This window comes from Burkholderia sp. WP9 (genome assembly GCF_900104795.1).
Taxonomy (GTDB): domain Bacteria; phylum Pseudomonadota; class Gammaproteobacteria; order Burkholderiales; family Burkholderiaceae; genus Paraburkholderia.
Map to the genome: position 1 here is coordinate 143,594 of NZ_FNTG01000005.1, position 26,499 is coordinate 170,092.

Here is a 26,499-nt window from a genome sequence, read left to right on the forward strand (position 1 = left end):
TCAATGTGTGGGGGAGCGTTCGAGGGCAGTGCCTTTGGTTTCCCGCGATACCGCAATCATGAGAAACGAGAGCAGATTCAATGAGCCACACACGGCGACGATGGCCCAGGGAGAACCGTGAAAGGCATTCAGCAGCGCGACGGCGACGATGGGCATGGGGCCGCCAGTGAGCAGGTTCGCTCCTGAGTAGGACAGCGCGGAGCCCGTGTAGCGTGCCTCGGTCGGAAAGGAATCGGCGAACCAGACCGGCTGGATGCCGCTCTGGAACTGCGTAAAGCCGAGGAACGCGCCCATCACGGCCATGGTCATGGCGATCGAGTTCTGGTTGAGAATCGGAAAGTAGACCAGGCAGCAGACCAGCGTGCAAAACGAACCGAGCATCAGCGCGCGCTTGCGTCCAATCCTGTCACTCAGATAGCCGCCCGCCAGTGCGCCCACGATGGCGCAGACATTGGCGATCATCAACAGCATGAAGCCCGTCTGCTTTGGCACGCCGAGGTGTTTCGTCAGATAACTGAGCGAAAACACCACGATCAGATAAAACAGTGCAGCGGGCCCGCAAAAGAACAGCGTCAGGCGAAGTGCAGTGCGCCAGTGGTACTTCAGCACGATGCCGAGCGGATTCGCGGCGCGTGCCCGTACGCCGCTTTTGTTGAGCGCCTCGAAGGCCGGTGTCTCGGATACACGACTGCGGATGTAGATGCCCAGCAGCACAAGAACAAAGCTTGCGAGAAACGGGATTCGCCATCCCCAGGAATCAAAATCGTCGGATGAAAGCACGGCCGCCAGCGTGAACAGCGTGAAATTGGCGAGAATCTGGCTAAGTGGCGAACAGATGCCGAGCAAGCCTGAATACCAGCCGCGTCGTGCTGCCGATGCGTGCTCTACTGCCATCAGTTGAGCGCCCGTCGATTCACCCCCGAGCGCGAAACCCTGGATGATCCGCAGTGAAACCAGCAACGTCGGCGCGAGGATGCCGACCTGCTGATAGGTGGGCAGCAAGCCCATCAGGAACGACGACACGCCCATCACGGAGACGGTGACCAGCATCAGTTTGCGGCGACCCCAGCGGTCGCCGAGCATTCCGCACACGATTGCACCTAGAGGTCGCGCGGCGAGCCCGGCCCAGAAACTGGCGAGCGACGCGAGCAGCGAGGCGGTCGGGTCGAGGGACGGGAAAAAGAGCTTCGGAAAGACCGTGGCCGCGACCACGCCGTACAACGCGAAATCGAACCATTCGAGCGCGGTGCCTACGGTTGCCCCGGCCACCGCTCGGCGCGCCATCTGGTGGGCCTGCGCGGACTGGCTCGCTTCGGCGAGATCCGGGTCAGCAAAAGATGACATGTTGTCTCCTCATTTCTGTGTGGTGAAACGTTCGTTGTTGGTGCCGAACAAGTGCTATTGTTCGCGCTGCACAGAGGAACCGTTCCGCGGCGGAACTCCATTTCGTGTTGTGAAAACCACAAGAGATGTCGCTCAAACAAGGCCTACGCATTCTCGATTTTCTGGCGTCGCAAGGCGAAGGCGCGGGCCTCGTGGCTATTGCCGACGCCTTGTCCCTGCCGCGCAGTTCGTGCCATCGCCTGCTCACCGAACTCGTTGCGGGCGGGTACGTCAGGCAACTGGTCGATCACAGTCGCTACATTCTGACGATGCGGATGACGTCGAACCGGCTCGAATTCCTGAGTCTCACGGGCATCGCCGATATTGCGCAGCCGATCATCGAACGTTGCCGCGCGAACCGGCGAGTTGGCGCGGCTGTCTCTGGTCGACGGGGAAGCGATTATCTGGGTGGGCAAGGCGGATGGGCAGCGCGTCGGCTTTCGCTACGATCCCGACATGGGCCAGGCAGCACGACTTTCGTGCACATCGACCGGACATGCGTGGCTCATGACGATGACCGACGAACAGGCGCTCGCGCTCGTTCTAAAGCAGGGCTTCGGACAGCCGAACGAGTTCGGACCCAATGCACCGACGACGGTCAAAGCGCTGCTGGGGTTCCTGCACGCCGCGCGTGTGCGTGGTTACGCGATGATCGACGAGGTGTTTGCGCCGCGAATGTCAGCGGTGGCAGCGCCCGTCATCAGTGGCTCGCGCTGCGTCGGAGTGACCAGTCTGGCCGGGCCACGGGTGCGGTTGACCGTCGAGAAGATCCACGAGTACTCGGTCCTGCTGCGCGAGGCTGCGAATGAACTGGCCCAGTTGAGCAACATGGCGGGGTTCCCCAGCCGACCGCCGCTGGGCAAAGGATGATAGAAACTGAACCAACGCCGTGCGGCCGGCGAGGTAGGCGCACTTCGATCGTACCGCGGTTTCCGATACTTCGGCGTGGATGACCGAACGTCTCTGTTAGCGGCCCCTTGTTTGCCGGCCCGACGAACGGCCGGTTCGGGTCGCGTGCTGTCGATTGCCGTCAGGCAGTGACCGGCCACCAAGAGACGTTCAACCGGACCTTCACGCGGACGTTTGAAAGTCCGCTCCACCCCGAACAACCGACTTACGCTCGCGATCATGTCGATCGACGCCCCCCTTTCCCGGGCCGCCATGATCATATGGTGACGTCGGTGGCCGCCAACATCACCGGCACCGGCGCCCTCCGAATCGCGATAGGTCGGGAAGTGACCAATCGTCAGCCGGAGGGCGCGGAAATTAAAGGACCGAAAACCTGCGCCCAAGGTCAGGCTCAGCGTCACTCATGACAAGCGCCTTAGCAAGCGTGAGTCCATCCAGGACTCGACTAACGGAAGCCGTAGACCACGACCTTTTTCGGCTCTGTCAAGTTGGGGTAGATGGTTTGAGCTAGCACGATAAGATATGGTGTCCTTATGAATTTGCCTGAGAAGCTTTCACTCCCGTCCATTCCTGCCATGTAAGCAGACGCGCCTTCAGTTCGGCGCGATGGCATGCGGCATTCATCCGGTGCCGTGGCAAGGCGAAGTGCTGGCGGATCGGGCCGAAGCTGGCGAGAAAACGCTGTGTGCGTCGCGGGTCACGAAAGCCTTGCATCTGGCGCTCGCGCCGACGTGTGGGCTGATGACTATTCTCAGCGCGGTTGTTCAGACGGGCGGCCGCCCTGAAAAACACATGCTTCACGCTGGCTAGCTCGGGAATATCGGCCTTGGCCGCCGCGTAGCTGCGCAATTGATCAGTGACGATCTTGCGTGGCACGGGATGCAGGCGGAGCACACGCTTGAAGAAACGTTCGGCCGCGGCTTTGTCACGGCGCTTTTGCAGCAGAATATCGAGTTCTACACCGTGTTCGTCCACTGCACGCCACAACAGGTAGGGATCGCCGCGCAGTATCACGAACATTTCATCGAGGTGCCATGTCGAGCCCGGCCTGGCACGCGCAGCCTTCGCGCGACGCGCAAACTGCGCGCCGAACCGATCGCACCAGTTGCGTACTGACTCGTAGCTCACGCTCACGCCACGCTCGAGCAACAACTCTTCGATGTCACGCAGGCTCAGGTTGAAACGATAGTACCAGCGGACCGCGCAACCAATGACGGCCGCGGGAAATCGGAAACCATAGTAAGGTGACTTGCTCTTTTTCATGCCCCATCTTACCAGGCACCCAGCTCAACTTGACATTGCCGAGCTCAGTTGTACTTGAGTTCGAGTACGTCGACAAAGACTATCTTGAGGATTACTCCAGATTTTACGTGAAGCGATTCAGCAGTATTGGCCCGAAATGCGCGCGGCTACACTTTTTCTCGTGCGAGCTCGACCATCGGCGGATCGATGAACTACTCACTAACGGAACCAGTGAATCCGTCAAAGGAATTCAAGATTGTTACCTTGGGTTCATGGTAGTCAAACCCTTACCGAAGACGTTCATCGGCAAGACATGCCTCAAACACTATGAGGAAATCAACCAAACACCGTTCAAGAGGGCGCTAACGCGCCGCTACGAAGTCAGCCTCTTCGGTGTTCAACTTTACGTTGATTCCATCGCGTTCCAAGAACAAGATAAGGTGGTTTCGGCATGTGCGACGACATCGATCTGGTCGGCACTCAATGCGATTAAGTGGCGACCAGTCAGAACGATCCCTTCATGCAGTGAGATCACGACAAGTGCAATCAATTTCATTGAGGGTTCAAGCAACAGTTTTCCCAATAAGGAGCTGTCTAATAAGCAGATTCTCCGTGCATTCGATGTTGAAGGTTTGCGCCATCACACGGAGTCGCTTGAAAAGGTCAGTCGGGATGAGCTTGTTGAGACAGTGAAATGCTACATCGACAGTGGACTGCCATTGATCCTCGGATCCGATGTCTACGACCTTGACGGGGCGGGGAGCCTGGCTATCAAAGCCGGGCATGCCGTTTCGATCGTAGGCTACAAGTTCTCGGTATCGGCCGACGCTCGGTCCACGTCAAACACGATCCTCTCGGTTTCCGACGACCCTCTTTACATTCACGATGATCGCCTTGGACCTTTTGCGCGTGCACGTTTTGCGCAGTTTTGCGATTCGGCGCCCTTGGAACTAGCGGGAAGGTGGTGTCTCGTCGTTCAAGAGAAGGACGACACAGGTGGATGGAGTCACCCGCACGAAGTGTTCGTTCCAAACGTCCTGATCGCCGCAACGCATAAGAAGGTCCGCTTAGGTCCATCGTTCGCCATCAATACATGTAAAACAATAGTGAAGGCTTACGAAAACGAGGTGACGTGGCTCGGACAACAGAATGGAGCATCCGATATCTCGACCCTTCTGAATCAATTGACATACGAGGTGCGGCTAGAAGAAATATCGGATCTGAAAAGGTCTCTGGTCGAATCGAAACCTGAGAGCGTGTTCGTCGACACTGATGGCGCGGAAGTGCTGTGCTCTGATGAAGATCTCGCCGAACAGCAGCGGAACAAAGTGCGCTTCCTTACGGGGAGCTATGCTCGATTCCAATGGGTGGCCGACTTTAAGTATCAAAATCGCCCGGCCTTTACCATGCTAATTGACGCGACCGATATTCCACAGGGACATGCGGTCTCTGCGGTCCTCGTGAAGAACAGGACGGGTGCCGACGCGACGCTCGAGGTACTGAAATACGGGTCTTCGCCAAAGGCATTGCTAGCAATTGAAGAGGAGGATACTCAAACGTTCTTCACGTCATTCCTGCGACGCCTTCGACCTGCGGAAGACGGAATTGCTGATCATCTCAACAAAACCTACGGCGAACCGCGAGCTCCACGCAAACTCAAAGAGTCAGAATTCCGCGATGGGGAGATTCTTGTGAACGATACGTTGCAGCGCTTTTACGAACGTATGCGGTCCATCAGCGACGCCCCTCAATTCAGGTGGCGGAGCGCGTGACGTGTGGTAGGAACGCGGATCAGCGTAGGTTGGCCGGCAGCTTCCAGGGAAGCAGCGCGTCGTAGTCGTCGACCGTCTTTGCCAGAGGCAACCGCTGGAACAGCCAGGTGAGGTAGCGATACGGATCGATGCCGTTGGCTTTTGCTGACTCGACCAGCGAATAAAGATTCGCACTCGCATGTGCGCCAGCAACTGTATCGGCAAACAGGAAGCTTTTGCGTGCGACGACACATGCCCGTTCATTCTGCCCATATCGGGCAGGACGTGGAAGTCCATTATCGTTGGCACCCGCTGTATGGCCGCCGAGTCAAGGTTCGAGACATTGAACAACGCGGTGGCGACCGCGTTGTCCATGTTGAAGCGAGTGCTGGCGTAGTCAGGATAGTAGCGGGCTGGATGCTCGATTCTGTCATGTGTGCAGGGATGGAACTCGGTGACCCGAGAGTGACCGTAGCAGCGTTGGGCGAACTGCATCAGCTACTCGTTGAGCGAGGTTTGCGTGGAAACTCACCGGACGATTCCAACACCGTCCGGGAGAAACGCAATGGATACAAAGGTCGTTCCATCAAATCTGTCGCCAGAGACTCCTCACCAGATGAACCTGGCGTTCGACACCGCCGAGCTTCGGGGGATGAGCGCTCCCCAGCGTACAAAGGCGACGAACTGCCTTGCCAGCCTGTTGTTGCAGGCCGCCGGCATCGTAGCAAGGGGGCATGACGATGACGAACACTGATCGTTTGCCCGCCGCGCTACTCAAACGCAAAGCGGTTGTCTATGTCCGCCAGTCGACCCAGGCGCAGGTCCAGATGAACCTTGAGAGCAAGCGTCGTCAATACGAGCTTGTTGAGGAAGCGAAGCGCCGGGGATTTCGCAACGTCGAGGTCATCGACGACGACTTGGGCCGTTCGGCGAGCGGAACGGTGGCCAGGCCGGGTTTCGAGCGACTCGTCGGGTGGCTTTGTGCCGGAGAGGTCGGAGCGGTGCTGTGTCTGGATGCTTCGCGTTTGGCGCGCAACGGTCGAGACTGGCATCATCTGCTTGAACTATGCGGTCTCGTCGAGGCGAGGGTCATCGATCTGGACGGCGTATACGACCCGGGCCACCCGAATGACCGCCTCCTGCTTGGAATGAAAGGCAGCATCAGCGAATTCGAACTCAACGTGCTGCGTACACGTATGCACGACGCGCGCCACGCCAAGGCCCGCCGTGGTGAACTGCGCATCAGCGTACCCATTGGTTACGTGTGGCATCGTGAGGCGGGTCTGGGATTCGATCCAGATCTTCGGCTACAGGAAGTGATACGGACGATCTTTGCACGGTTTCGCGAACTGGGCAGCGCGCGGCAGGTTCTGTTGGCCATGCGGGCCGAACAGATCCACTTCCCGCGGCCCTCTGACGGTCGATCACTGATTACTTTCGACTGGACGCTGATTCGTTACCGCAACGTGATCGCGGTTCTCAAGAATCCGTTCTATGCCGGGGTCTACGCCTATGGTAAAAATGAGGTGCGGACGTCTGTCGTGGAAGGCCGCGCGCGCAAGAGCTATAAACACCCGAAGCCGTGTGGGGAGTGGAAAGTTATGCTCCAGGAACACCACGACGGCTACATCGGCTGGGACGAGTTCGAGCGAAACCAGAAGCAGCTCGCTGCCAACGCTTATGGCAAGGCTGGTGACGTCAAGACTGGGCGCGGTGGACGAGCTTTGCTGGCCGGCCTGCTCGCATGCGGGCGGTGCGGCAAACGTATGTCGACAGGCTATTCGGGGCGCGCGCCAGGTCATCCAGTCTATCGGTGCATGCGCCTTGAGTTACCCGCCGGAACGCCTCAATGCATTATCTTCGGCGGTTCGCGTGTAGATGCTGCACTCGCCAGAGAACTCGTCCGCGTTGTCGAGCCGTTGGCGATTGAGGCCGCTCAGCAAGCTGAACGGATGCATATGGAAACCCTCGAAGAACAGCGCCGGATCGTAGAACTGGAATTGCAGCAGGCACAATACGAAGCCACGCTCGCGGAACGGCGCTATGCTGCCTGCGACCCCGAGAACCGTCTGATTGCAGCGCAACTGGAGAAAGTCTGGGAAACTGCCCTGCGTCGCGTGCAAACCTGCCAGATGCGTCTGGACACAATCGGCACGACGACACCGGATCCCACTGTCGTCCCTGACTTTACCGGACTTGCCGGAGATCTGAATACCGCATGGAATGCGCCTGACGTCACGATGCGCGTACGTCAACAACTCGTTCGTGCATTGATCGCCGACATCATCGCCGATGTGGATGAGGTGACGCACGAAATCATCCTGACGATTCATTGGCAAGGTGGCCAGCACTCACAGTTGCGGATCCGCAAGCCCCGGCCGGGGGAACACGAGTGCCGCACGCCTGATGAAGCGCTCGCGGTCATGCGAAGCATGGCAGCCCGGTGGTCCGATCAGGACATCGCCGCGTCGCTAAACCGGATGGGAATACGCACCGGACAGGGTAAGACATGGACAGCACACCGTGTCAGCTCCATGCGGCGCGTGCGCGACATTCATGCCTACCGGTCGGCGGAGAAAGACGGCGAATGGTTGACGATGTCGGAGGCTGCCAGCCTGCTCGGCGTGAGCAGCCACGTGATTCGACGCCTGATCAGGGATAAGGTTCTGCCTGCCGGCCAGGTGGTACCCGACGCCCCTTGGCAGATCCGTGCAAGTGACCTGCACACCGAAGCGGTCACAGCTGCGTTGGCCCGCAAACATCGCCCGTGTCGCGACAATACCGAAGGTCAAATCCCAATGTTTATCGAGGTTTCGGAAGGAGGTGCACAATGAACGCCCCATTACAAACGGGCGAATGGAATTTTCGCAAGGGTTGTTCGATATGGGCCAGTTGCCGTTCTCGATGTATCGGATCAGCTTGGGCCACTGCCCATGCAGATAGGTCAGGGCCTTGCCGAGTAAACTTTGCGGCACGACGCCGGGCAACTGTTCAAGCATCAGCGTTTCGATGGCATCGAGCACGCGTGCACTGTATCGTCGTCGCAATCGCTGTCGTCGTTCAGCCGGCCACGTTTCACTGCGCGCCTCCGCCGCAAACAGCTTGCCGATCAGTTTGATGAAGCGTGTGGCGAGCAGATCGGGGGAGCGTGCCGCCTTGGGCACGTTATCTTCGGCCTTGACCAGATACCGTCTCGCATGAGCCCAGCATCCGAGGTGCACGAGTTGATACTGTTGCGCAATGCCGTTGTAGGGCTCGTATCCGTCGGTCATCAGAACCGCGCCCCTGCGGATGCCGGCGAACAGTTTGTCGGCCAGCTTCGCGCCGCGACCAGCCGTATAGGCGAAACAGCGGATGGGCGTTCCCGATCCGGTCATTTGCGACCAGAGATAGCTTTTCGTTTGCGGCTTGCGCCCTTCTTCTTTCAGGACCTGGAACGTCGTCTCGTCGCAGTAGATCACGTCAGCATCGAGCAACGCGTCGCGCATCAGGTTGATAACGGGCTGCGTCGCGAGACCGACGCGGACCATGCTCGCGGCGAGCGTGTTCGACGAGATGTCGCCACCGAAGCGTCGCAGCAGGCCCGCCTGGCGATAGATCGGCATGCCAAACTGATACTTGCCGGAGGCGACCCACGCGAGTGCCGATTCCGTCAGCAGTCCACGCGGGATGATGCGCAGCGGCGCTGGCGTGACCTTGATGCCAAGATCGCAGCACGGGCAGGCATACTTGACGCGCTGGTGCTGGATGACGCGAAGCTGTTCGGGGATCACGTCGAGCTGCTCGCTCGTTTCGACGCCGATCTCGACGAGTGCATGTCCGTCGTGGTTGCAGAAACGTTCGGCTTCGGGAAGTTCGTGCCGAACGACTTCGCGCGGCAGATTGGGATCGAGCGGTTTGCGATGACCGCGTTTCTTGCGCGTATGCGCGGCGATCGTGGTTTCGGGAGTATCTTCCTGCGCGGGTGTCGCGTTCGCGCCGAGCACTTCGGCTTCGTTGAACAGACCGGGTTGCTCAGCGGATCGCGCTTCGCTCTTCGCGCCGAATAGCTCGCGACGGTAAGCACGCAGTCGTTCCTCGGCGAGATCGCGCTCCGCCGTCATGAGGCGCAGTGCACTGCGTAACTCGTCGCGCTCTTTCTGAACGGCACCATGTTCCTCACGCATCGCGAGGAGCATCCTGAGTTCGTCGGCGTCAATGGTCACGTTGATCGGCATGTCACTTAGACCGGCACGCCGATAACGTGTTCAACTCACGCGAGCATAATGGCGTTTCGGATGCCGCTGAAGAGCAGCAATGTCAGCACCTTCGAGAAGCCAGTGCAGCAGATTGACGGTCAACGTCACGACTTCGGTTTTGCTGTCAGGCCAGACGAAGCGATCATTGGCCTCGAGTCTCTTGAGCATGAGCCAGAAACCGTTGTCCTGCCAGCCCAGGATCTTGACGCGATCGCATCGCCGGTTGGTAAAAACGTAGAGCGAGGAATCCATCGGATTCAGGCGCATCGCCTGTTCGACGAGAATCGACAGACTGTTCATTCCGTACCGGAAATCAACGGGATCGCGGTGCAGGTACACCTTCAGATTTTCGTCGAACCGGAACACGGCATCCTCCCGAACATCTGGACCACGGTGCTCAGTTCCTCGATGCTCGCTGCACTGAGATCAAGCTCCACGCCATTCGACAGTCGCACATGCAGCGAAAGCGTGATCGGCGCAGTTGCAGTCAACACGAGTGGCAACGGCGGCACCGATGGTGTTGAGACGACCGGCACAAATGCAGAGGTAGACGGTGCGGACAGGAGGTGCTTACTTGAGCCCGCAACGTCGATCGATGCGTCATCCACGCCACGACGGAAGTCCTCGTGGGCAATTACGTCGACGGCAGATGACGGTAGATCGCGCTCGTCGGCGCGCGTTTCCTGCGATGCCAATGCGATGCCTTTCTCGCGCTCCATCAGATACTTCGTGATCCATTTGCGCAGCAGGTTAGCGTTGATCCCGTGCTCCTGTGCCAAACGGGCGACTGACGCGCCTGGTCGCAAGGCGGCCTCAATCAGTACGCGCTTGCCTCCCTCGTCATAGCGACGGCGCCCGTCGCGGCTTTGACGAACTACTTTCAACTCTGAGTCTTTGCCAGTCATAGGTGTCCACCTCCAAAATAGGTGGACACCTATGCTCCTCGCTCAGAGCGTCGTTGTGTAGGCGCCGAATATGGATCGCTTACTTACGAACCGGTGGGCGATACTCTCGACGTCAGGTTTTCTGAACTTAACGCTAACGATACAGGGTCCTATTTGATTTGGGCCATCGCTCAAGATGGCGCTTTGCTCGTTGGGAAAGAAATCAACAGAATGGGCCATCCGTGTCTTACGGGCTTCAAGCCGGCGCGTATCGCCGGCGAATTGAAGCGCACGCCGGAAGGTTGGGTCATTAATTCAAAGTCCGGCCGTTATAGCGGCGATTACACGAACGCGCCGGAGCTGCTCGGAAATGCTTTGCGCCGGTTCCAGTCCATTTTTCACGCGTCCAGAGATCGGTTGTCGATCGAGCCGTGGGCGCCATTGGACGCTAGCTGAGTCAAGCAGTGCGGGCGTGAGACCGCTGCCTTCGTCGCCCGGCGCGCTGCCGCGAGCCTATCAAACGCTAACCGCAGGTATTGAAGTCGAGCCGTCGGTTTGCATAATTCAGATCATTTCTCGGTTTGCCCCCGAGTTTTGGTCGAGGATCGGGAGCAAATTGCTTCGCGCGGCGATTCCGTACGAATGAGTCGTTGCAATTGTATGCAAACAATCAGCGAACTGCCGTGATAAACCATTAGGATTGGTAAATTTGACATAAATTAAATGATCAATATTTTATTAAGATTCCTAAAAATTACGAATTCACGAGACGCGCTTTCAGGAGAAGCGAACGCGTAAGATCGTGCGGAGGCGGTTGGACAATGATGCTGAGGATACCGTCCGCCAGCAGTGCTGTCGCATCACAGGTAGCAAGGGCATTGCGCTGAGGGCCCCCCCCCCAGCTGCCCGGAGGTGTATCGCGGAATGTACTGGTGCGGAGACGCGGGAGGCGGGGGATGATAATGTCGCTCAGCCGTCACTTTTTCGATGCGCAACGCGTTCAGTAAGCGCCGAATAGCCGATCAAGCGCGGCACTGATTCGGTCCTGTTCACCTTTGAGCGTACCGATCGCCGGGCCGAGTTCACTGGTCCGGACCGCGCCGAGAAATGGAGTTTCCAGCAAGAACGGCTCTCCGTCGATCTCGATGATGGGTGAGATATCCTGGGCAACCTTGCTCGTCGTGTAATTTCCTGCTACGCGCGTCAAGGGAACGACTACGCGTGATATGAGATCGCCGAGATGATCGCTTTGCACGTCCAACAAGAAGGGTGACTTGATTCTGGATCTTGCCGAAGGGTTGTTGTAAAGGTCAAACCGCGCCATCAAAACGTCCGATATTCTTCCAAGGGCAAGCCGTCACGCTCGATACGTGCGTTCATTTCGGCGATGAAGTCCGCGTTCATTTCCGCCCAAGCACGAGCCTCGGCCGCCTGGACCTCCTCGCGCAAGCCACGCTCGCTTGCTCGCGACACGTTGACATCTAGGGCCTTTGCGCGCTCGAGCAGATCCGTGGGTAGCGAGACGTTGGTGGGTTTGCGCGTAACCTTCAATGGCGCCGGCGCTTTTGCGACCCGCGCCCGGTCAGATTGCGCGATACGTGCATTTGTCATGTGCAACTCCGGTGTGCATGAAACATGCGCATATTCTGCCACAACTTTCGACGCGAGGTAGGCCGGTTCGGACCGGCTTTTCATCCATTAAGCCTACCGAAACTTCGGCTGCTAGGCCATCGGTATGCCATGGGGCGCGTGGCTCCCAGTAGAGGCCGTCGAAAGCCGCGTCATGCACCATAGCATTTGACATAACATAATTTGCCCCTAATTTTTATTTATCCGCCACTCAAACAGTTGTCCGCCATCGTCGATGGGAGTAGGATTAAATCCTACTGAAGGAGATCGTCGTGCGAACCACACAGCAGTTAAGTATCACGTTGCCCAATGAAATGGCGGAGTTCGTCCGGGAGAAAGTTGCTCGTGGCGACTATGCATCCGACAGCGAAGTGCTGCGCGATGCGCTTCGCGCGCTGCGCGAGCGCGACCGTGCAATTGAAGCGTGGCTGCAAGATGAAGTTGTCCCCGCCGCGAAGGCACTTCGCGAAAATCCCGACCGGGCGCTGTCTGCTGAAGACGTCCGGACAGAACTTGCCAAAGCACGTGCGGGCCGCGGATAACTTAGAGCATCCAGTTTGCTCCCGAAGCACTGACGCAACTGCAGGTCCTGGAACAACGCATAGCTGACGCCGGCGCGCCGGTTGCCGGAGCACGATATGTTGATGCAATCGTCGACTACTGTCTGAAGCTGCAGATATTTCCAGAACGCGGAGTCTCCCGCGAAGATCTGATTCCGGGTTTGCGAATCACGCATTTTCGCAAACGAGCAATCATTGCGTACATCGTGGACAGCGCCCACGTATCCATCGTCGGCGTGTTTTACGGTGGGCAAGACTACGAGTCCGCGCTCAATCCGGACGACGATAGACGGTTGCCACCTCAAACGGCTGACTGAAGGCGAAGCTGGGTTGCCGCGATCCAGATCCAGATTCGTCAAACGAGACTCCAATATTTGACATAATGTTAATTGCCCCTATTTTAGGGTCGAATCGCGTTGACGCTCCCGGACGGATTCTGGCTTGCGCGCCAAGCTTGCAATCCCAAGGCGGGATCTCGGAACCGTGGATTTCCACCCAAGGTCTGCAGATGCTATATTTGATGCAGTTTAGCATCAAATGGGAGTCACCATGCGGACCACTGTTACGATCGACGATACTCTTTACGAGCGCGCGCTTGAGCTTGCTGATCCCGAGATGGATAAATCTGATCTGTTTCGGGTGGCGATGCAAACCTTTATTCGGGTTCAGGCGGGAAAACGTCTCGCAGCCCTTGGGGGTACCGTGCCCGATATGCCTGACATCCCGCGGCGCCGCTCGGAGCTATCGTCTTAATGAGCGTCCTCATCGATACATCGGTATGGGTTGATCACTTCCGTCAGGTTAATCGGAGACTTGTTCAACTGGTCACCAGTGATGAGGCACTTACACATCCAGTCGTGATTCTTGAACTCGCTTGCGGCACACCGCCTGCACCCCGGGCACGAACGCTTCACGACATCGGACTGCTGCAGCATACGAAGCACGCAACATGGACCGAGGTGATGGAGCTTATCGAGGCGAAGCAGTTCTACGGTCGAGGCTGCGGTAGCAGCGACTTGACGTTGCTCGCGTCGACTTTAATGACTCCTGGCGCGTTGCTGTGGACGCTGGACAAAAGACTGAGCCAGCTCGCTCGCCAACTCGACGTCGCGTATATGTACGACGTTCACTAAGCATCCGGTTGGCGAGAGAAACACATGTCCATCTTCGCCGGATCAGCCTATCGCTGCGCAAAGCCATGAGGCCCTGGCGGGTCAAGCCGGCGCCGCATCCACTTTCGCTCGGGGCGGAAGGCGCGCCAGTCGCGAATTCTGCTCCGGAAGGGAGTGGAAGATGCCTCGCATGAAGCAAGCTAAACGGCACTGCCAACATGGCGACCGACGAAGATTGCCAAACTGCAGCGTATGTTGTGAATGGGCAGCTCGAGCCCCGATGGCCGATCACATTCGGCCGCTGCCTGATCCAGAACTTTCCATAAAACTGATTAGTCTATTTTCGGTCTGAATCATGCGCCCAACGGAGAATCAGAAATGCGCCTGGCGGATCACGTAAAGCCAATCAGCTACCTGAAAAGCGATGCAGGGCAGATCGTCAAGGATTTGACGGCTTCTGGTGAGCCGCTGCTCATTACGCAGAATGGCGAGGCGAAGCACGTTGTGCAGGACGTGCAGAGCTACGAAGACACCCAGCAAACGCTGGCGCTGCTCACGATACTGGCCTTAGGCCAGAAGGACATCGAGCAGGGAAAATTCAAGGATGCTGATGATTTTCTTGCAGAGCTCTGCCGACCTTGATCAGCAGGAGAAAATCCGCTGATGGAGCAGGCGAAGCTGATGCTCCTGATTCTCGACGAGGCGGAGGAGGATACGAAGGACTTGCGCCGCTATATCCTCAAAAGCTTCGGTGTCGAGACGTGGAAGCACGCGTACGCGGAATTGACCATAACATTTGGCAATATCCGGCAGTTCCTTCAGAACGGTTATGTCCCGACGGAGCTTGCAGATTTCGGCGGTCTGAATTTCCGGGAAGCCTTGAGCAGACAGAACCGGACTATCTATGAGGTGTGCGACGACACGATTTACATCCACGTCGTCGCCGATACCCGCCGCGATCTGCGAACACTTCTTCAGAAACGACTATTGCGTTCTCGCTGGTAAATTCGGCTTTATAGATAGGTGTCTGGACGCTGCCATGCCGGGTCAGTCGCCAGACGGTGGTACACACGTATTCCCGAAAAGGCTCACCACAACGGGGAATGGTGATTTCAAATACGCAACTAACTGTCTGTGCCGATTGTTTACACACCAAAACAAAAAACCGCCTGCAACAGGTTAGCCGTCTGAAAAATAACGGGCACGTACGTCGCCGGCGGTTATCGATAACCGATACTTGGTGAAGCTGGACCGTTTCGTCATTGACGATTGCGCTGATTCCAACTTCTGGTAGATTTATTGCTGAGCGGCGCAGTACAACTACCAAGACCGCGAGTGATATCGTCGAGGTATGTCATGGAAGTTCTTGATGGCGCGGCCGCCGTCTCGCCGGACGGAAGCGCTGTGGTTTTCATGTTGTCGATCCGCGGCCGCGAGGTTGAAGGCGCAATTGCGCGCGGCGCACTCGAAGATCATTTCTGGTTAGCGCGAAGCGCTGACCCGGCGCGTACGCTCAAAGCATTTGAAAACGGTCGCAACCGCATCGTCGCGGTCGCACAAAGAAAATTGCTAGCGCGACCTGATGAGCCGCTGAGGCTGACTGCGAACGACTTTGTGGTCAGGTAACCGACGGTTGCCTGACGTTTGGTTGAGAGGAGAGTGGGGCGCTGACAAATCCTACGTGCCTGGGTCAGGAAGATCGGGCCGCAATTCCGCCTCAATCTGGTCAATGGTGGGCAAATCCGTCTCCAGTGATTCCGGTACCTCGCGCATGAACTGGTATTCGGCGACACCCATTGGCTTGACTACGCCGCGCAACGCATATTCCGCCACGAGCCGGTTCTTTTCCTTGCACAGCAGCAGACCGATGGTCGGCTGGTCTTGCTCTGCCTTGACCTGCGCGTCAATAGCCGAAAGGTAGAAGTTCAACTGGCCTGCGTACTCGGGTTTGAACGGCGTCGTTTTCAGCTCGACAACGACATAGCAACGCAGTTTGAGATGGTAGAAAAGTAGATCGATGAGAAACTCATCGCCGCCTACCTCCAGCCGGTACTGACGCCCTACGAAAGCGAACCCGGCGCCCAGCTCGAGCAGGAAACGCGTGATGTGCTGGGTGAGCGCGCGCTCGATGTCGCGCTCCTGCGCGCTTTCTGTGAGGCCAAGGAAGTCGAAGATATAAGGATCCTTGAGCACGTCGCGTGCGAGATCCGACTGCGCTGGAGGCAGCCGCTCGGCAAAATTGGTCACGGCCTTGCCGGTACGGTTGTGGGCGGCGGTCTCGATCTGCATGGTCAGTACACTGCGTGACCAGCCGTGCTCAAGCGATTTTCCAGCGTACCAGAGCCGTTGGGCGGAGTCGTCCAGCTTGTCGAGCAGCGTCACCACGTGCGACCACGGTAATTGTGCAACGGGTTGTTGCACAAATTCCGGCTGTGGAAAGGCTTGCGCGAGCGCGCGCATGTACTTGAGGTTGCGTGGCGAGAAGCCGCGCATGTCGGGAAACGCCGCCTTGAGATCCCGCGCGAGCCGGTCGACAACACCCGCGCCCCAGCCCTGTTTCTGCTGCCTGTCGAGAATGTCGCGGCCGATCTGCCAATACAGTGCGACCAGTTCGCGATTGACGCTGGCTACCGCGCGCTGCCGTGCGCGCTCGACGCGCTGCTTGAGTTCGGCGAGCCAGTGGCGATAGTCCTCTCCCCACACGGGAGTATCTGGATCTTTGGTCATTCGTTTGGTCGGTGGGCGCCGTGATTGCGCTCTAAAAAGAAATTATCTTGGGAGGATTGGCAATCGGCAAGGCGGAACGGGCGAAGTAAATTCGGATTATAGCGTCGAACCCTGTTAAAATTGTTGAATCTTGGCACCTATGGTGTGGTGTTGCGTTGGTTTGGTTTTTCAGGTTTTGTTATATTTCAACGGGTAAGGCGGCCGACTTATCCACAGGATATCCACATTTTCAGGCATTTCCTGTTGCGTGCCGGTAGCACGAACATTTGTTGCGTCGATACTTCTCTGAAGGCGCAACGGGATAGATCCCGGCATCAGGATATTCCCAGCCTCAGTGTTGCGCTCCTGTCGGCGCCGAGTACATCTTTGATTTCACACCCAATTCCCACAGCATGTCGATGGTCCTGAGATACGTCGCAACGTTCTCGGCCGAACTGTGGATGATCGAATGATCATGGCCGTCAGCGCTGTCGACTTTCGCCGACCATGGGTCTTCCAGGCACTGGCAGATGTCGTTGATGTCGTCGCTATACTGCGTCAGGGTTTCGGGAGCCCAATTGCGCACAACATCGGGGGCCAGGAGCACCGAGAGCGTGCCTTTCCGCTCGCCGATATACCGTACCGGCGCGAGCAGGCCACTGATGTAGAGCACCATAATCGCGTCGATCACGCGATCGTCATGATCCTCATCCCAGATGATGGCGAAGTCGAGGAACGCGCAACGATCGAGCCGGTTCATAAACTCGTCGTGCCAGACCGGTGCCCGCAGAACAGAGTAGTGAGTTCCCTTGCCTAGATTGCCCACGGGGCGTGTTTCATCGTGCAGGGTCTGGAAGAAGGGGCAATAGGACACGTGATATTCCTTTCGGGAGAGAGGCGGTTTCCACCGCAGAACGCAGCCATTTCGTGGCGGCAGGGATCATGCAAACATTGTCACGCCAACCAGACAGTCATCCACGCTTTGTTTCTCCCCGGCGCTTGGGACTCTCCGCCGGCATTGGAGATACTGTCGCTTCAGGTATCGCGCCAAGCTCCACAAGTTTGTCCCGTGCGTCGCGATACTGTTCATAGAACCTGGCCCACTTGCTGAAGCCGCCGAGTTCGCCGACGGCGCGCAACATTGCAAGGTGGGAAGCGGTCAGTAGTTGCACCGTTGCTTCGAGTTCTGCAATCCTGATGTCCTTGTCGGCGAGCGATGCCGCGGTGTCGGCGCTGGACCGCTTCGCGACGCGGCCACGCCAGCGCCGGTACTCGGACTGCCGCTGCTGATATTCGGCGAGGAGCTTGCTTCGGGACTCGCTACGGGTGATCGACGACGCCGCGTTGATGGACGGGTGCAGCCGCGCGACAGCGCGAGCCGTGATGTCTTCATTCTCGGCCAGCAGCGTTTCGAGAATCTCGCGCATCTGGTTGTCGTCGCTGGACGGCGTGGTCTCGTTAGGTTCAGTCATCAAGTACTCCACGTTCCGGGGGCAGTGACAGGTCAACGCCGTCAGGGAAGGGGCGTTCACCCGCTGGTGTTGCAAGAAGCTTCTGTACGCCGGCCAGCCGCTTCTCTGCGTGATCAAGCTGGTTCTTCCAGCCGACGCTGGTCGATGGTCTGGCCTTGATCGACTCGAGGGCGAACTTGAATTTGCCCTCAAGCCGGATCAGGTTCTGCCGGTTCTCCGGCAGATCGGTGGCTGACAGATGGCGGCAGTCCGCGAAGCACTCGAGATGTTTGGGGCAGGGATCGACCGTAAATGAATTCAGGCAATGCCCATACGGTGTGGCATGGAAACCGTCCGCTTCGGCACGAAGGTACTCGTACGCGGCGGTGTCGCCCTCTGTTGCCTGGATGCGCCGGAATGCGTCCACGATCGGGCCATTGGCCTTGCCGCCCTTGATGAGCCTCGCAACCGTGCTGGCTTTTTCACCGAGCATGATCTCGATGTCCTGCGGGATTTCGATCTGGTCGAGGTCCTCAGCCAGGCTGCGATGGTCATACTCGTAGCTTTGTGCCACGCTGCGCCTGTTGAAACGCTTCGAGATGATCGTATCGGCGACGCCTAGCCGGAACAGTTCGGTGTTTTGCAGGTGACGCAGCATGTGTGATTCCATCTTCATGGCCCGATCTTCGTCGGTCTGCCCATATTTTTCGAACAATGAGGGTATTCGCTTATCGTCACCCAACGCGAGACCTATAAAGCGAGGTGTAGGGCGACTGATCGACATGAAACGAGCGATGTCACACAAGCCATCGTTGCGCTCCTCCGCAAGCGATCGCTTCGGTTGGACGAACAGGAATTCCCACGGCTGCACGACGCCATTCGCAAGTGCCAGCGGCGTTGTATCAGAGACCTTGGTCGGTGTCGTTGCGCGGATATGGTCTTCAAGTTCACCCACGTGCAGGTAGGTATTGTGCCAGCCCATACGCTCCCGAACCCCCAGCACCTTTCCGTTCGCTCGTCGGAAGCGCAACGCAATCTCCTCGCTGCGCATCTTGTCGAGCAGGCGTTTTCCGAACTGATATACCGCCATATCCAGCGTGATCGGACCATTTCCGGGCCTTCCCGCCTGATACTGATGCAGTTCAATCAGCACCTCAGGATCGAAACTTTTTCGATAGCGTTCGATGAACGGCTCTCTCTCAATGTTCAGCCAGAACGGATTGCCCATAAGCCGCACATACGCTTCCGTGAACGGAACGATATCATTGACCCCGTACCACGGCAGCAAGCGCCCCGTTTCGCATTGCCGCTTCAGTGTCGTACGCAATGGCTCCGTAAGACGTGCAACATGATCAAGCGTGTCCGTCAACAGCGTACGGAACATGTCCGGTACGGGTTGGGTGTTTTCACGCAAGATACGACTGTCCGACTCGTCGTCCTGCTGCTTTTCTGCAAAGTGCCGGACCATCAGCGACGTTGAGATTCCACCGGCTTCTCCGGCAAGCCTGCCTTTCGAGTCCCGATACGTTCGTTCGCGCTTCCAGTCGACCGGCAACAGGGCCGCTTCGCCTGCCCGCATGCCAGTCACGGTCATTGTGCGCACTGCGGCGAAACGCAGATCGTCCATGAAGGTGCGCGGCCGCTCGGTCATCGCAATCCGTATCAGTTCCCAGAATGCCTTGCGTTCGGGTAGTCGTTCGTCGCGCTTGCGTGCCTCCAGGTCTGCGCGTAACTCGTCCTGCGACCATGTGTGTTTCGCCTTGATCGCGGTTTTCATTTTCATGCGGGGAACCGCGAGGGAAGAGTACAGCTGACCGGCTTCGCAGATGTGCTGAGCATCCAACACCGTCTTTATGATTCCGACTACCAGGTCGCCGAGCTTTCCTGTGGTCTGGATCGCTTTTCCGACACGAATCGCCAGACGCAGATCGTCGACGGTCAGTTCCCAAGGGTCCTTTTCCACGCACGTTGCGACCACCCGTAGCGGCCGCGCGATGTGTTGCAGTACGTGTCCGGTGGAGTTCCGCTTGAACAGTAACTGTTCGGCAACTGCCGCCTTGATCAGATCCTGCCATGTTGGCGATAGCGGCTGCCTGGGCAGTGGCGCCAGGCCGAACTCGGCACGTTCCGCATTGATGATCGCCAAAGCCTTCACATCAGGCCCGAGGTCTCGCAGGTAATAGTTCGGCGGCGGTACGTCGCCGGCAATGACAGTAAGATTCCAGCCAACACCGTCGCAAGCGGCGCCTGTTTCGTCGAGAGGCATGTCCCATGGCAAGCCTTTCTCATGGGCCAGCGTTTTGCCCAGATCGATGAACGCGGAGTAGTGTGGATTCATCGACTCTCGCCTTCCAGTTCCTCGATGACCGCCTGTATCTCAGCGATCGTGCGCTGCAATTGCAGATAGGCCGGCGACCTGGTGTCGCCGCGGGAACTCTGGTCGAAGAAGATCACCACTTCGCGCATCTCGGCCAGCACGCGCTCATGCATCGTCTTGTCGTGCAGGGGCATGAACTTCCTGCATCCGTAGCACGACGTGACCGGGTTGTAGGGGCAAGCGGGCTGACCAGATTTGCAGCCGCCAATACCGGCGATCGGAATGCCGTGAGGCACGCCGGCAATCTGTTGCTCACCTTTGAGTTGGGTGAGCTCTTCCGGGGAGATGAACCGGTCGTGCGCAATCTTCGCCACACGCCGGTATATGTCCGACGCACCGAGCGCCCGGTTCACCCGCTCCGCGTGGGTCGCCGATGTCGCGTAGTAAACCAGTCCGGTCTGAACATGCGAATGGCCCATGAATTCAGCGAGCTCCTCATGACTGGCACCGGCGTCAACGAGTCGCTGCGCCGCGGTATGACGAAGGTCCATAGCGCAGGCATCGTCGCCGATCAGGCTTTCCACGCGGCGGGCGATGCGAGATCCGGCTTCATGATTGGATCTGACGCCGAAGACGCGATCATTGCCATCGCGCCCCTGAGAGTCTGCATATGCAACCAGCGCGATGAACAAGATCCCCCATTCCTGTTTCACACGACGGATCATCGGTCTCTTTCGAAGCTTCCCCTGTTGCTTGACCATGAGAAACTTGAGATGTACGGTCGGCTCGCCACTGTGTTCCGGATCCCATATCCGCACGTCACGCATCGTCAGCATCGCGACCTGGATCGGGCGCATGGCAAACTGGTAGGAACAGAGCACCATCGCGGCATCGCAAAGTGCCTCGTATGGAAGACCTGACCAGCCGCTTGTCCTGATGAGGTCCGACGTTTCATCCAGGTAGCGCACAATCGCGGCTTCCTCGTCAACGGACAGAAACACATCACCTGATCGCACACGGGCATACTTGTCTGTTGCGGGGCCGGGCAGGGAAGTGCTGACATAGGCCAGATATGACTCGGACCAGCCATACAGGCGATGCCGGCATAGTAAACGCAGCACGGCCTTGACGAAACGATAGGCGTGAACGGCTAACTGACGGCCGCGCAGCGTCATCCATATCGTTGATATGCGGGTTGGCCCGGCTTCGACGATGCGTTCGACATCGTGAACATCAAGATGCATTGCTGCGTTCAGAACATTGAAGCAGGTCGAGATATGCAGGTCTTCACCCAGCAGGAAGACCAGCAGATGCTTCTGCAGGGTGCCGTACGAAGAAGGGTACCGACTAAGGTCAAGCCGGAACAGTCGACCATTGATGTGAAGCCCGAGGATATCGGCCTGGCGGACTTCGGGCACGGAGCGCAGCTTGTCGTCGAAATCGTCGTAGTAGCGCACGACCGGCGGCAGTTCTGGCAACGACGCCACCATGCTTTCAAGCGTCGATGGCTCGACTCCGAGGCGGGTCTCGGACGATGGAGCTTCCTGCATGTTCAACGGCCCTGTGGAAGCGCGCGCAACACAGCCACACGACCATCGAATTCGTCGTTCCATACGCTCGCGAGCCGATTTTCAAAGACGGCCCTGGCATAGCGCGAGGGCATGTCTGATTCTTTTGACCAGCCGAAGAACGTGCGCATCTTCTGTAGTGCTTCGTCCATCGCGTCGCCTCGCTCCAGTAACTGGTGAAGTCGCAGCACAGCGCAGGTGTGCCGGAGGTCGTGGCAGGTCACCGACTTTTTCCCGGTGCGATCGTGCAGTTCCTGCAGCACCTCGGCTGGCAATGCCTTCGATATCAACGTAAAGATCTTGGTCAATGACTCTGTGGACAGAGGACCGCCAGTCTGGGCATTAAGCATGAACGAATGGGAAGGTCGGCCCCGGTAATTTTCGCAATAGATCTGCACGAGGCGCGCCGTCGCATCGCTTACCGGTATCTGCCTGATCGAATGGAGCGTCTTGATGCTCGGTCTCGAGTAGCGGCTATCTCCGTCTGCTTCTTCATACCCATTTTGTCGGACGTTCAGCCAGTACCGCGTCCGATCGACCTTGCGGTCGTGGCTGCTCTTGATGGCATCCGCCGTTAGCAGCAACAGTTCGCCCCGGCGCAGTCCTTGATGGAGCATCAGTACGAATGCAATGAAGACCCGCCAGCGCGTCTGGGAACGCCGGAACGGATTGGCGTCCGACTCTGGATCCAGTATCTGATAGAGACTTTCGACCACGCAGGCAGGCAGCGATCGGACTGTCTCGCTTCGGCCGCCTTGCCGTATGTGCAGCTGGCTGTAAAGCGTCGACAGCCGATGGATCCGCGCTTCGATCTGCCGCATTTTCGCGTCGGTGGATTTCGAAAGCCATGTGACCACCGATGTTACGAAGGTCAGTCCGGTCTGCCACCGATCCTCGTTGCTGCTGGTCGCCGCAGACTGGTTGCGCAGGCTGACAAACCACGATTCGAGAATGTCCGCGAGTTGGGCGTCGTCGAGACTGGACAGCGCGTCATCGAGCGCATTCGCCCGGAACGACCGATCAGCGTGTTCATACAGGTTCTCGATGTACCGTAGCCGCATCGTCTGCGTAGACGTCGCCCATTGTGACGCAGCGACGACCAGCCAGACTGAGGCCCAGTATCGAGGAACGTGATTGCTGTCGGCCAGCAGGACGCCTCGAAGCGAACGCGGCACGGCCTCGGCGCTGATCTGAACGAACATAAAAATCCCGCAACAGAACGCAACGCCCAAACTTACCATAACTACATGTAGCTGTTGCGGTATCTAGGGTCACAAAGCAGTCCAGCATGCAACACCCTAAAACATACCAACAGGGGTGATAAATTATGTTATGTCAAATTAAACCCGCCAAAGATGCCTCCGGCGACCTCCCGTCGAACTGCATAAACTATTCCCGCTTCTTGCGAAAATTTGTTTCTGGCTCTAGACATGAAACAAACTGCCCCGTGATACCGCGAGCGCTGCCTCCCCGTCACTGCCTGGGGACACCCTGAGTCGGCATCAGGTCCACCACGTGCGGAAGCGATCGGGAAACTTAAACAATTGTTTCAAGCGTCCGCCGGAGGAGCAATTTTCTGAAACGCTTCTTGAGCGAACCTGTTCCCGATGCCGCTGCGAACCCCGATTCGCCCGGTCGCGCGCCGGAACAAACAAACTAACCTCAACCGATGCTTTGCTTGCTGACGAATGTGCGTTACTATGCGCATGTTTATGCGCATAGGAGTTGCACATGATTTCCGCACAAATTCTTCAAGCTGGCGAGCCGCCCCTGTCTCAACCCGCTCGGAAAACTACGCGTAAGCCTACCAACGTGTCGTTGCCAACCGACCTGCTCGATCGCGCGAAACACTTGGATGTCAACATCTCCCGTGCAAGCGAACGCGGCCTGCGTGAGGAAGTTCACGAGGCCGAGGCGCGCGCGTGGGCGACCCAGCACGCGGACTTCATTTCCGAGTTGAACGCTCGCATCGAACACGACGCCCTGCCCCTCGAAGAACACCGGATGTTCTGATGGCCCGTTTTGATCTGTACAACAACCCTTCATCCAGGTCCAGAGCCCAATCGCCTTATCTCCTCGATGTGCAGAGCGATCATCTAGGCAGTCTGATGTCGCGAGTCGTTATTCCGCTCACACGCGTGGCCGGCAATTACACATCGCGTAAGGTCGCACAGGATCTGGCGCCGATCATCAAAATCGGTGGTGAAAAATTCATACTGGAAACGCCATTCCTCGGAGCGATCAGAACCAGTGAGCTGGGGCCTGCGACCGGAACGCTCAAACCCGAACAGAGTCGAATTTTGGCGGCGCTCGATCGTCTGTTCGGCGCTTACTGATCAACTCCGGCCGGGAAATTACGCCGGTCATGTCGACCGCGTATATCAACCGCCGGAATCGAATTGACGATCACGTGTCGCGTTCGGCCGTAGTCGAGCCTGAACTACCCGTTCGGACGTTTGCGACGACGCAACGACTGCTTCCGCGAAATACAACCGCCGTTCCTTCTTCCGTTTCGTGTGGCGGGTCATCGGCCGGAGCCGCCGTTCAGGCGACGATGTCTGTGAGGCAGCTGTAAGTCGGTCTCCTGCCGTTCGCACATCAATGACCGCCAATGTCAGGTGTGAATGTCAGCGAACCCGTGCTGTCGTTTAGGGTTGTTCGACGCTTGCCGGCACGCGCGGTGGCGCACTCACATTCCTGCGGACGATGGCAGGCATCGAACAACCCTAAACGACGGCCGTCTGCGACCAGGATTAACTGATCAGCTTCGGCGTCGTGTAAGCAGGTCTGCCACCCCGGCGCGGATTGCGATTTTCAGGATGTATCCGCGCGTGTAATCGACACCGACCTGTTGATAAATGACGGTGCGCAAGTGCGCGTTTGTCCAATAATCAGCGGCTATACCGTGCACCCGCGGCGATTCCTTAAGCGTAGCGGCGACCCACGCCAGTACTTCGTCGTTGATGGTTAGCCGCTTCTTCTCCGTGCGCCCCTTCGGCGGCCGGATTCTATGCGCAAGACCCAGTTTTCCGACGACCGTTCTGACGTAGCCATGTGAGTGGTAAATGCCGAACCTTTCCCTGATCAGCTTCTGTACGTCCCCCGTCCTCCACAGCTCCGTCTCGTAACCGTGCGCCGTTGGTTTGTCCTCCAGTCGGGCGCGTAACCAGTCAAGCTCCCGGGTCGAAAGAGCTGGCTTATGTCCGGATGGTTTCAGCTGTTCGATGGCATCGGGTTGACCGGCCTTCACCAGGGATCTGTATTTTCGAATTGTTGGCACGCCGATGTTGAGCGTTTTCGCCACAAGTTCAACACTATCTCCGTTCATCAACATCTTCACAGCGAGCGTTCGGCGAGAAGCCCAGACGCCGATCTGCGGCTTCTGCGAAGTGTTGCGGGGCGATTTGCTTGTTGGCGAGTAGCCGAGCCGGTACGCGAGCCCATAACTTCGAACAAGATGACCAACATGAACCACCGAAAACCGGACGCCGAGGCGCTGAAGGATCACTTCGCGTAGCTGGCTTATGGTCCAGCTCGGGCCCGGATAGCCGTGAAGACCGGGTGAGTGTTTTATAGCGCTGACGAGCCAGCTCTGCGCAGCCTCATCCAGTCGCGGCACGCCGCCGTTGACGTGAAGGCGAGTCAGGGCCTCGGGACCGCCTGTCTCGATCAGATTTTTGTATTTCCTCACGGTTGGAAGGCTCAACCGAGCCTTCCTTGATACTTCACTAATCCCTTCGCCGCTCAGCAGGAGTTCGCGTGCAAGAGCCCTTCGTTCCGGAAGAGAAAGATTGTCTGACTGTTCGCCCATCGTCATGCGCAAATCAAAGATTGTTATGACATCGCGGTCTTTCAACGCCCCGCCTTCGACTCGTTTTTACAAGCTCTATAGATCGTAAGAACGCGCGGCAACCGGTAATCCATCCGCCAACCATCCGTGGATAGTTGCGCAAGTGATCGGAATCCGCAAACCCCGGCAACCCGGCAAAACCCGTTGCTACCTTTTCCGATTGCGCGCCAATATGCAACCGGTCCAGCCAGTCGACCCGCGCCCCATTGCTGTTTGCCCAGATGTTCATTAACTCAACGGCATGATCGGCTCGGCCCTAACTGCCCCTAACGGATTATGGCAGCACCGAGTTGACCGCCAGCAAGTCGGCTGTGGTACGAAAGTCGCGTGAAGCCCGAGCCCACCACTTCGAGAAGGAAGGATGCAGCTTATCGATCGCAGGAAACAGTAGTGGCGCGGGAGCGCATTCCGACCACTGCTCCAGGTAGGGCGCCAGATGGGGATTGGCCACGCTGCGGATCCGACGGGCGCTCGCTAAAACCTCGCCGATGGAAACCGAATCACCGTACCAACAAATGTCCGTGATCTCGCGCAAGCGCGAGCCTACGAAGCGCCAGCGCCTTTCGCTCCAGGGCCATACCCGATGGAAGTCTGACAGCAACAAGCCAATCACCACGGTATCAGCCGGCAGATCGGCCGGCAACTCGCCCAGGCTCCAGGGATGGACCAGCCAGACGTCGCGTCCGGCGACGGTTATCGGCTCCGGCGCCGTCGCTCCCCACTCATCGGGAGGCGGGCTCAGCAGCACCGGTTCTTCGACAATCTGAAGTCGATCAACGACATCTCGCTCGTTCAATGCCGGAGCGTCGACCGCACGAGCCATACGGTCCAGGGATTCGTACGAGGTGTCGATCACACTGCCTGAACTGTGCCACGCGGGCGGCGCATAGCGGGCAACA

Annotated in this window: 27 protein-coding genes and 3 pseudogenes; 14 read left to right on the top strand and 16 right to left on the bottom strand. The window is 57.9% G+C overall.

The window, feature by feature from the left end; translation table 11 throughout:
* Positions 1 to 1,344, bottom strand: coding sequence for an MFS transporter (locus BLW71_RS40225; RefSeq protein ID WP_502686879.1), 1,344 nt, complete (start codon positions 1,342 to 1,344; stop codon positions 1 to 3).
* 125 nt (positions 1,345 to 1,469) lie between these two features.
* On the opposite strand from BLW71_RS40225, the pseudogene BLW71_RS42880 reads away from it, so the two are divergent.
* Positions 1,470 to 2,253 (top strand): annotated as a pseudogene (locus BLW71_RS42880) (IclR family transcriptional regulator).
* Between the two features lie 570 nt (positions 2,254 to 2,823).
* Here the strand turns inward: BLW71_RS42880 and BLW71_RS40235 are convergent.
* Positions 2,824 to 3,555 carry an IS6 family transposase gene (locus BLW71_RS40235; RefSeq protein ID WP_091810368.1) on the bottom strand — a complete coding sequence of 244 codons (732 nt, stop codon included), beginning with the start codon at positions 3,553 to 3,555 and terminating at the stop codon, positions 2,824 to 2,826.
* Between the two features lie 107 nt (positions 3,556 to 3,662).
* Here BLW71_RS40235 and BLW71_RS40240 point away from each other — a divergent pair, with 107 nt between their 5' ends.
* The gene (locus tag BLW71_RS40240) at positions 3,663 to 5,306 is read left to right on the top strand and encodes a hypothetical protein (RefSeq protein ID WP_143048474.1); all 1,644 of its coding nucleotides are present in this window, start codon (positions 3,663 to 3,665) and stop codon (positions 5,304 to 5,306) included.
* Positions 5,307 to 5,325: 19 nt separating this feature from the next.
* Here BLW71_RS40240 and BLW71_RS40245 read toward each other — a convergent pair.
* A pseudogene (locus BLW71_RS40245) lies at positions 5,326 to 5,544 on the bottom strand (transposase domain-containing protein); the annotation flags it as partial.
* A gap of 306 nt (positions 5,545 to 5,850) precedes the next feature.
* Between BLW71_RS40245 and BLW71_RS41960 the strand changes: the two are divergent.
* Both BLW71_RS41960 and BLW71_RS40260 read left to right on the top strand, forming a co-directional pair.
* A complete protein-coding gene (locus BLW71_RS41960) occupies positions 5,851 to 6,039 on the top strand; it encodes a hypothetical protein (protein ID WP_091809467.1) in 189 nt (62 codons plus the stop codon).
* The gene (locus tag BLW71_RS40260; protein WP_286162249.1) at positions 6,020 to 8,119 is read left to right on the top strand and encodes a recombinase family protein; all 2,100 of its coding nucleotides are present in this window, start codon (positions 6,020 to 6,022) and stop codon (positions 8,117 to 8,119) included. The genes BLW71_RS41960 and BLW71_RS40260 overlap by 20 nt, the downstream gene beginning before the upstream one ends.
* Here the strand turns inward: BLW71_RS40260 and tnpC are convergent.
* The 3 genes and pseudogenes from tnpC to BLW71_RS40275 all read right to left on the bottom strand — a co-directional run.
* Positions 8,120 to 9,502 (bottom strand): annotated as a pseudogene (tnpC, locus tag BLW71_RS40265) (IS66 family transposase); the annotation flags it as partial. It lies immediately after the preceding gene.
* A gap of 30 nt (positions 9,503 to 9,532) precedes the next feature.
* Positions 9,533 to 9,889, bottom strand: coding sequence for an IS66 family insertion sequence element accessory protein TnpB (tnpB, locus tag BLW71_RS40270; protein ID WP_007182524.1), 357 nt, complete (start codon positions 9,887 to 9,889; stop codon positions 9,533 to 9,535).
* Positions 9,865 to 10,428, bottom strand: coding sequence for a transposase (locus tag BLW71_RS40275; RefSeq protein ID WP_091809472.1), 564 nt, complete (start codon positions 10,426 to 10,428; stop codon positions 9,865 to 9,867). The genes tnpB and BLW71_RS40275 overlap by 25 nt, the downstream gene beginning before the upstream one ends.
* A gap of 21 nt (positions 10,429 to 10,449) precedes the next feature.
* Here BLW71_RS40275 and BLW71_RS41445 point away from each other — a divergent pair, with 21 nt between their 5' ends.
* Complete coding sequence (locus BLW71_RS41445) at positions 10,450 to 10,863, top strand: hypothetical protein (protein WP_143048475.1); 414 nt, start codon at positions 10,450 to 10,452, stop codon at positions 10,861 to 10,863.
* A gap of 544 nt (positions 10,864 to 11,407) precedes the next feature.
* Here the strand turns inward: BLW71_RS41445 and BLW71_RS40285 are convergent.
* Together BLW71_RS40285 and BLW71_RS40290 are read right to left on the bottom strand one after the other, a co-directional pair.
* Complete coding sequence (locus tag BLW71_RS40285; protein WP_091810374.1) at positions 11,408 to 11,731, bottom strand: CcdB family protein; 324 nt, start codon at positions 11,729 to 11,731, stop codon at positions 11,408 to 11,410.
* Entirely contained in the window at positions 11,731 to 12,018 is a 288-nt protein-coding gene (locus tag BLW71_RS40290) for a type II toxin-antitoxin system CcdA family antitoxin (protein ID WP_091810376.1), read from the bottom strand. The genes BLW71_RS40285 and BLW71_RS40290 overlap by 1 nt, the downstream gene beginning before the upstream one ends.
* Positions 12,019 to 12,308: 290 nt before the next feature.
* Here BLW71_RS40290 and BLW71_RS40295 point away from each other — a divergent pair, with 290 nt between their 5' ends.
* The 7 genes from BLW71_RS40295 to BLW71_RS40325 all read left to right on the top strand — a co-directional run bounded on the left by BLW71_RS40295 (position 12,309) and on the right by BLW71_RS40325 (position 15,334).
* The gene (locus BLW71_RS40295; RefSeq protein WP_091810378.1) at positions 12,309 to 12,578 is read left to right on the top strand and encodes a type II toxin-antitoxin system ParD family antitoxin; all 270 of its coding nucleotides are present in this window, start codon (positions 12,309 to 12,311) and stop codon (positions 12,576 to 12,578) included.
* 8 nt (positions 12,579 to 12,586) lie between these two features.
* A complete protein-coding gene (locus tag BLW71_RS40300; RefSeq protein ID WP_091810380.1) occupies positions 12,587 to 12,913 on the top strand; it encodes a type II toxin-antitoxin system RelE/ParE family toxin in 327 nt (108 codons plus the stop codon).
* Positions 12,914 to 13,145: 232 nt separating this feature from the next.
* The gene (locus tag BLW71_RS40305) at positions 13,146 to 13,349 is read left to right on the top strand and encodes a type II toxin-antitoxin system VapB family antitoxin (protein ID WP_091810479.1); all 204 of its coding nucleotides are present in this window, start codon (positions 13,146 to 13,148) and stop codon (positions 13,347 to 13,349) included.
* Complete coding sequence (locus BLW71_RS40310) at positions 13,349 to 13,729, top strand: type II toxin-antitoxin system VapC family toxin (protein ID WP_091810382.1); 381 nt, start codon at positions 13,349 to 13,351, stop codon at positions 13,727 to 13,729. Before BLW71_RS40305 ends, BLW71_RS40310 begins: the two co-directional genes overlap by 1 nt.
* Before the next feature lie 357 nt (positions 13,730 to 14,086).
* Positions 14,087 to 14,350, top strand: a complete 264-nt coding sequence (locus tag BLW71_RS40315) for a type II toxin-antitoxin system Phd/YefM family antitoxin (protein WP_143048476.1) — start codon at positions 14,087 to 14,089, stop codon at positions 14,348 to 14,350.
* A 21-nt stretch (positions 14,351 to 14,371) separates the two neighbouring features.
* The gene (locus tag BLW71_RS40320) at positions 14,372 to 14,713 is read left to right on the top strand and encodes a type II toxin-antitoxin system RelE/ParE family toxin (RefSeq protein WP_091810385.1); all 342 of its coding nucleotides are present in this window, start codon (positions 14,372 to 14,374) and stop codon (positions 14,711 to 14,713) included.
* A gap of 351 nt (positions 14,714 to 15,064) precedes the next feature.
* Positions 15,065 to 15,334: a DUF1488 family protein gene (locus BLW71_RS40325; RefSeq protein WP_091810387.1), complete on the top strand. Its 270-nt coding sequence runs from the start codon at positions 15,065 to 15,067 to the stop codon at positions 15,332 to 15,334.
* Positions 15,335 to 15,385: 51 nt separating this feature from the next.
* Here the strand turns inward: BLW71_RS40325 and BLW71_RS40330 are convergent, their stop codons facing one another.
* The 6 genes from BLW71_RS40330 to BLW71_RS40355 all read right to left on the bottom strand — a co-directional run bounded on the left by BLW71_RS40330 (position 15,386) and on the right by BLW71_RS40355 (position 22,952).
* Complete coding sequence (locus BLW71_RS40330; protein WP_091810390.1) at positions 15,386 to 16,435, bottom strand: PDDEXK nuclease domain-containing protein; 1,050 nt, start codon at positions 16,433 to 16,435, stop codon at positions 15,386 to 15,388.
* 331 nt (positions 16,436 to 16,766) lie between these two features.
* Complete coding sequence (locus tag BLW71_RS40335; RefSeq protein ID WP_091810392.1) at positions 16,767 to 17,288, bottom strand: hypothetical protein; 522 nt, start codon at positions 17,286 to 17,288, stop codon at positions 16,767 to 16,769.
* A gap of 97 nt (positions 17,289 to 17,385) precedes the next feature.
* Positions 17,386 to 17,886 carry a hypothetical protein gene (locus BLW71_RS40340; RefSeq protein ID WP_091810394.1) on the bottom strand — a complete coding sequence of 167 codons (501 nt, stop codon included), beginning with the start codon at positions 17,884 to 17,886 and terminating at the stop codon, positions 17,386 to 17,388.
* Positions 17,879 to 20,203 (bottom strand): hypothetical protein, encoded by a 2,325-nt coding sequence (locus BLW71_RS40345; protein WP_091810397.1) that lies wholly within the window; start codon positions 20,201 to 20,203, stop codon positions 17,879 to 17,881. The genes BLW71_RS40340 and BLW71_RS40345 overlap by 8 nt, the downstream gene beginning before the upstream one ends.
* Positions 20,200 to 21,732: a site-specific integrase gene (locus tag BLW71_RS40350; RefSeq protein ID WP_091810399.1), complete on the bottom strand. Its 1,533-nt coding sequence runs from the start codon at positions 21,730 to 21,732 to the stop codon at positions 20,200 to 20,202. The genes BLW71_RS40345 and BLW71_RS40350 overlap by 4 nt, the downstream gene beginning before the upstream one ends.
* 2 nt (positions 21,733 to 21,734) lie before the next feature.
* Positions 21,735 to 22,952 (bottom strand): tyrosine-type recombinase/integrase, encoded by a 1,218-nt coding sequence (locus BLW71_RS40355; protein WP_091810401.1) that lies wholly within the window; start codon positions 22,950 to 22,952, stop codon positions 21,735 to 21,737.
* A gap of 529 nt (positions 22,953 to 23,481) precedes the next feature.
* Here BLW71_RS40355 and BLW71_RS40360 point away from each other — a divergent pair.
* Both BLW71_RS40360 and BLW71_RS40365 read left to right on the top strand, forming a co-directional pair.
* The gene (locus BLW71_RS40360) at positions 23,482 to 23,763 is read left to right on the top strand and encodes a type II toxin-antitoxin system CcdA family antitoxin (protein WP_091810404.1); all 282 of its coding nucleotides are present in this window, start codon (positions 23,482 to 23,484) and stop codon (positions 23,761 to 23,763) included.
* Positions 23,763 to 24,086, top strand: coding sequence for a CcdB family protein (locus BLW71_RS40365; RefSeq protein WP_091810406.1), 324 nt, complete (start codon positions 23,763 to 23,765; stop codon positions 24,084 to 24,086). Before BLW71_RS40360 ends, BLW71_RS40365 begins: the two co-directional genes overlap by 1 nt.
* Before the next feature lie 425 nt (positions 24,087 to 24,511).
* On the opposite strand, the gene BLW71_RS40370 is transcribed toward BLW71_RS40365, so the two are convergent.
* On the bottom strand, positions 24,512 to 25,606 hold the full coding sequence (locus tag BLW71_RS40370) for a helix-turn-helix domain-containing protein (protein WP_091810408.1): 1,095 nt from the start codon (positions 25,604 to 25,606) through the stop codon (positions 24,512 to 24,514).
* Between the two features lie 268 nt (positions 25,607 to 25,874).
* Positions 25,875 to 26,456: a hypothetical protein gene (locus tag BLW71_RS40375; protein WP_143048477.1), complete on the bottom strand. Its 582-nt coding sequence runs from the start codon at positions 26,454 to 26,456 to the stop codon at positions 25,875 to 25,877.
* Positions 26,457 to 26,499 lie beyond the last annotated feature (43 nt).

Excerpts from the sequence above, each read along its gene's own strand:
- BLW71_RS40365 (WP_091810406.1), top strand. The coding sequence starts at position 23,763 with ATGGCCCGTTTTGATCTGTACAACAACCCTTCATCCAGGTCCAGAGCC.
- BLW71_RS40320 (WP_091810385.1), top strand. The coding sequence starts at position 14,372 with ATGGAGCAGGCGAAGCTGATGCTCCTGATTCTCGACGAGGCGGAGGAG.
- BLW71_RS40225 (WP_502686879.1), bottom strand. The coding sequence starts at position 1,344 with ATGTCATCTTTTGCTGACCCGGATCTCGCCGAAGCGAGCCAGTCCGCG.
- BLW71_RS40355 (WP_091810401.1), bottom strand. The coding sequence starts at position 22,952 with ATGTTCGTTCAGATCAGCGCCGAGGCCGTGCCGCGTTCGCTTCGAGGC.
- BLW71_RS40260 (WP_286162249.1), top strand. The coding sequence starts at position 6,020 with ATGACGATGACGAACACTGATCGTTTGCCCGCCGCGCTACTCAAACGC.
- BLW71_RS40290 (WP_091810376.1), bottom strand. The coding sequence starts at position 12,018 with ATGACAAATGCACGTATCGCGCAATCTGACCGGGCGCGGGTCGCAAAA.
- BLW71_RS40360 (WP_091810404.1), top strand. The coding sequence starts at position 23,482 with ATGATTTCCGCACAAATTCTTCAAGCTGGCGAGCCGCCCCTGTCTCAA.
- BLW71_RS40235 (WP_091810368.1), bottom strand. The coding sequence starts at position 3,555 with ATGAAAAAGAGCAAGTCACCTTACTATGGTTTCCGATTTCCCGCGGCC.
- BLW71_RS40325 (WP_091810387.1), top strand. The coding sequence starts at position 15,065 with ATGGAAGTTCTTGATGGCGCGGCCGCCGTCTCGCCGGACGGAAGCGCT.
- BLW71_RS40345 (WP_091810397.1), bottom strand. The coding sequence starts at position 20,203 with ATGAATCCACACTACTCCGCGTTCATCGATCTGGGCAAAACGCTGGCC.
- BLW71_RS40330 (WP_091810390.1), bottom strand. The coding sequence starts at position 16,435 with ATGACCAAAGATCCAGATACTCCCGTGTGGGGAGAGGACTATCGCCAC.
- BLW71_RS40315 (WP_143048476.1), top strand. The coding sequence starts at position 14,087 with ATGCGCCTGGCGGATCACGTAAAGCCAATCAGCTACCTGAAAAGCGAT.
- BLW71_RS40350 (WP_091810399.1), bottom strand. The coding sequence starts at position 21,732 with ATGCAGGAAGCTCCATCGTCCGAGACCCGCCTCGGAGTCGAGCCATCG.
- BLW71_RS40275 (WP_091809472.1), bottom strand. The coding sequence starts at position 10,428 with ATGACTGGCAAAGACTCAGAGTTGAAAGTAGTTCGTCAAAGCCGCGAC.
- BLW71_RS40285 (WP_091810374.1), bottom strand. The coding sequence starts at position 11,731 with ATGGCGCGGTTTGACCTTTACAACAACCCTTCGGCAAGATCCAGAATC.
- BLW71_RS41960 (WP_091809467.1), top strand. The coding sequence starts at position 5,851 with ATGGATACAAAGGTCGTTCCATCAAATCTGTCGCCAGAGACTCCTCAC.
- BLW71_RS40340 (WP_091810394.1), bottom strand. The coding sequence starts at position 17,886 with ATGACTGAACCTAACGAGACCACGCCGTCCAGCGACGACAACCAGATG.
- BLW71_RS40305 (WP_091810479.1), top strand. The coding sequence starts at position 13,146 with ATGCGGACCACTGTTACGATCGACGATACTCTTTACGAGCGCGCGCTT.
- BLW71_RS40310 (WP_091810382.1), top strand. The coding sequence starts at position 13,349 with ATGAGCGTCCTCATCGATACATCGGTATGGGTTGATCACTTCCGTCAG.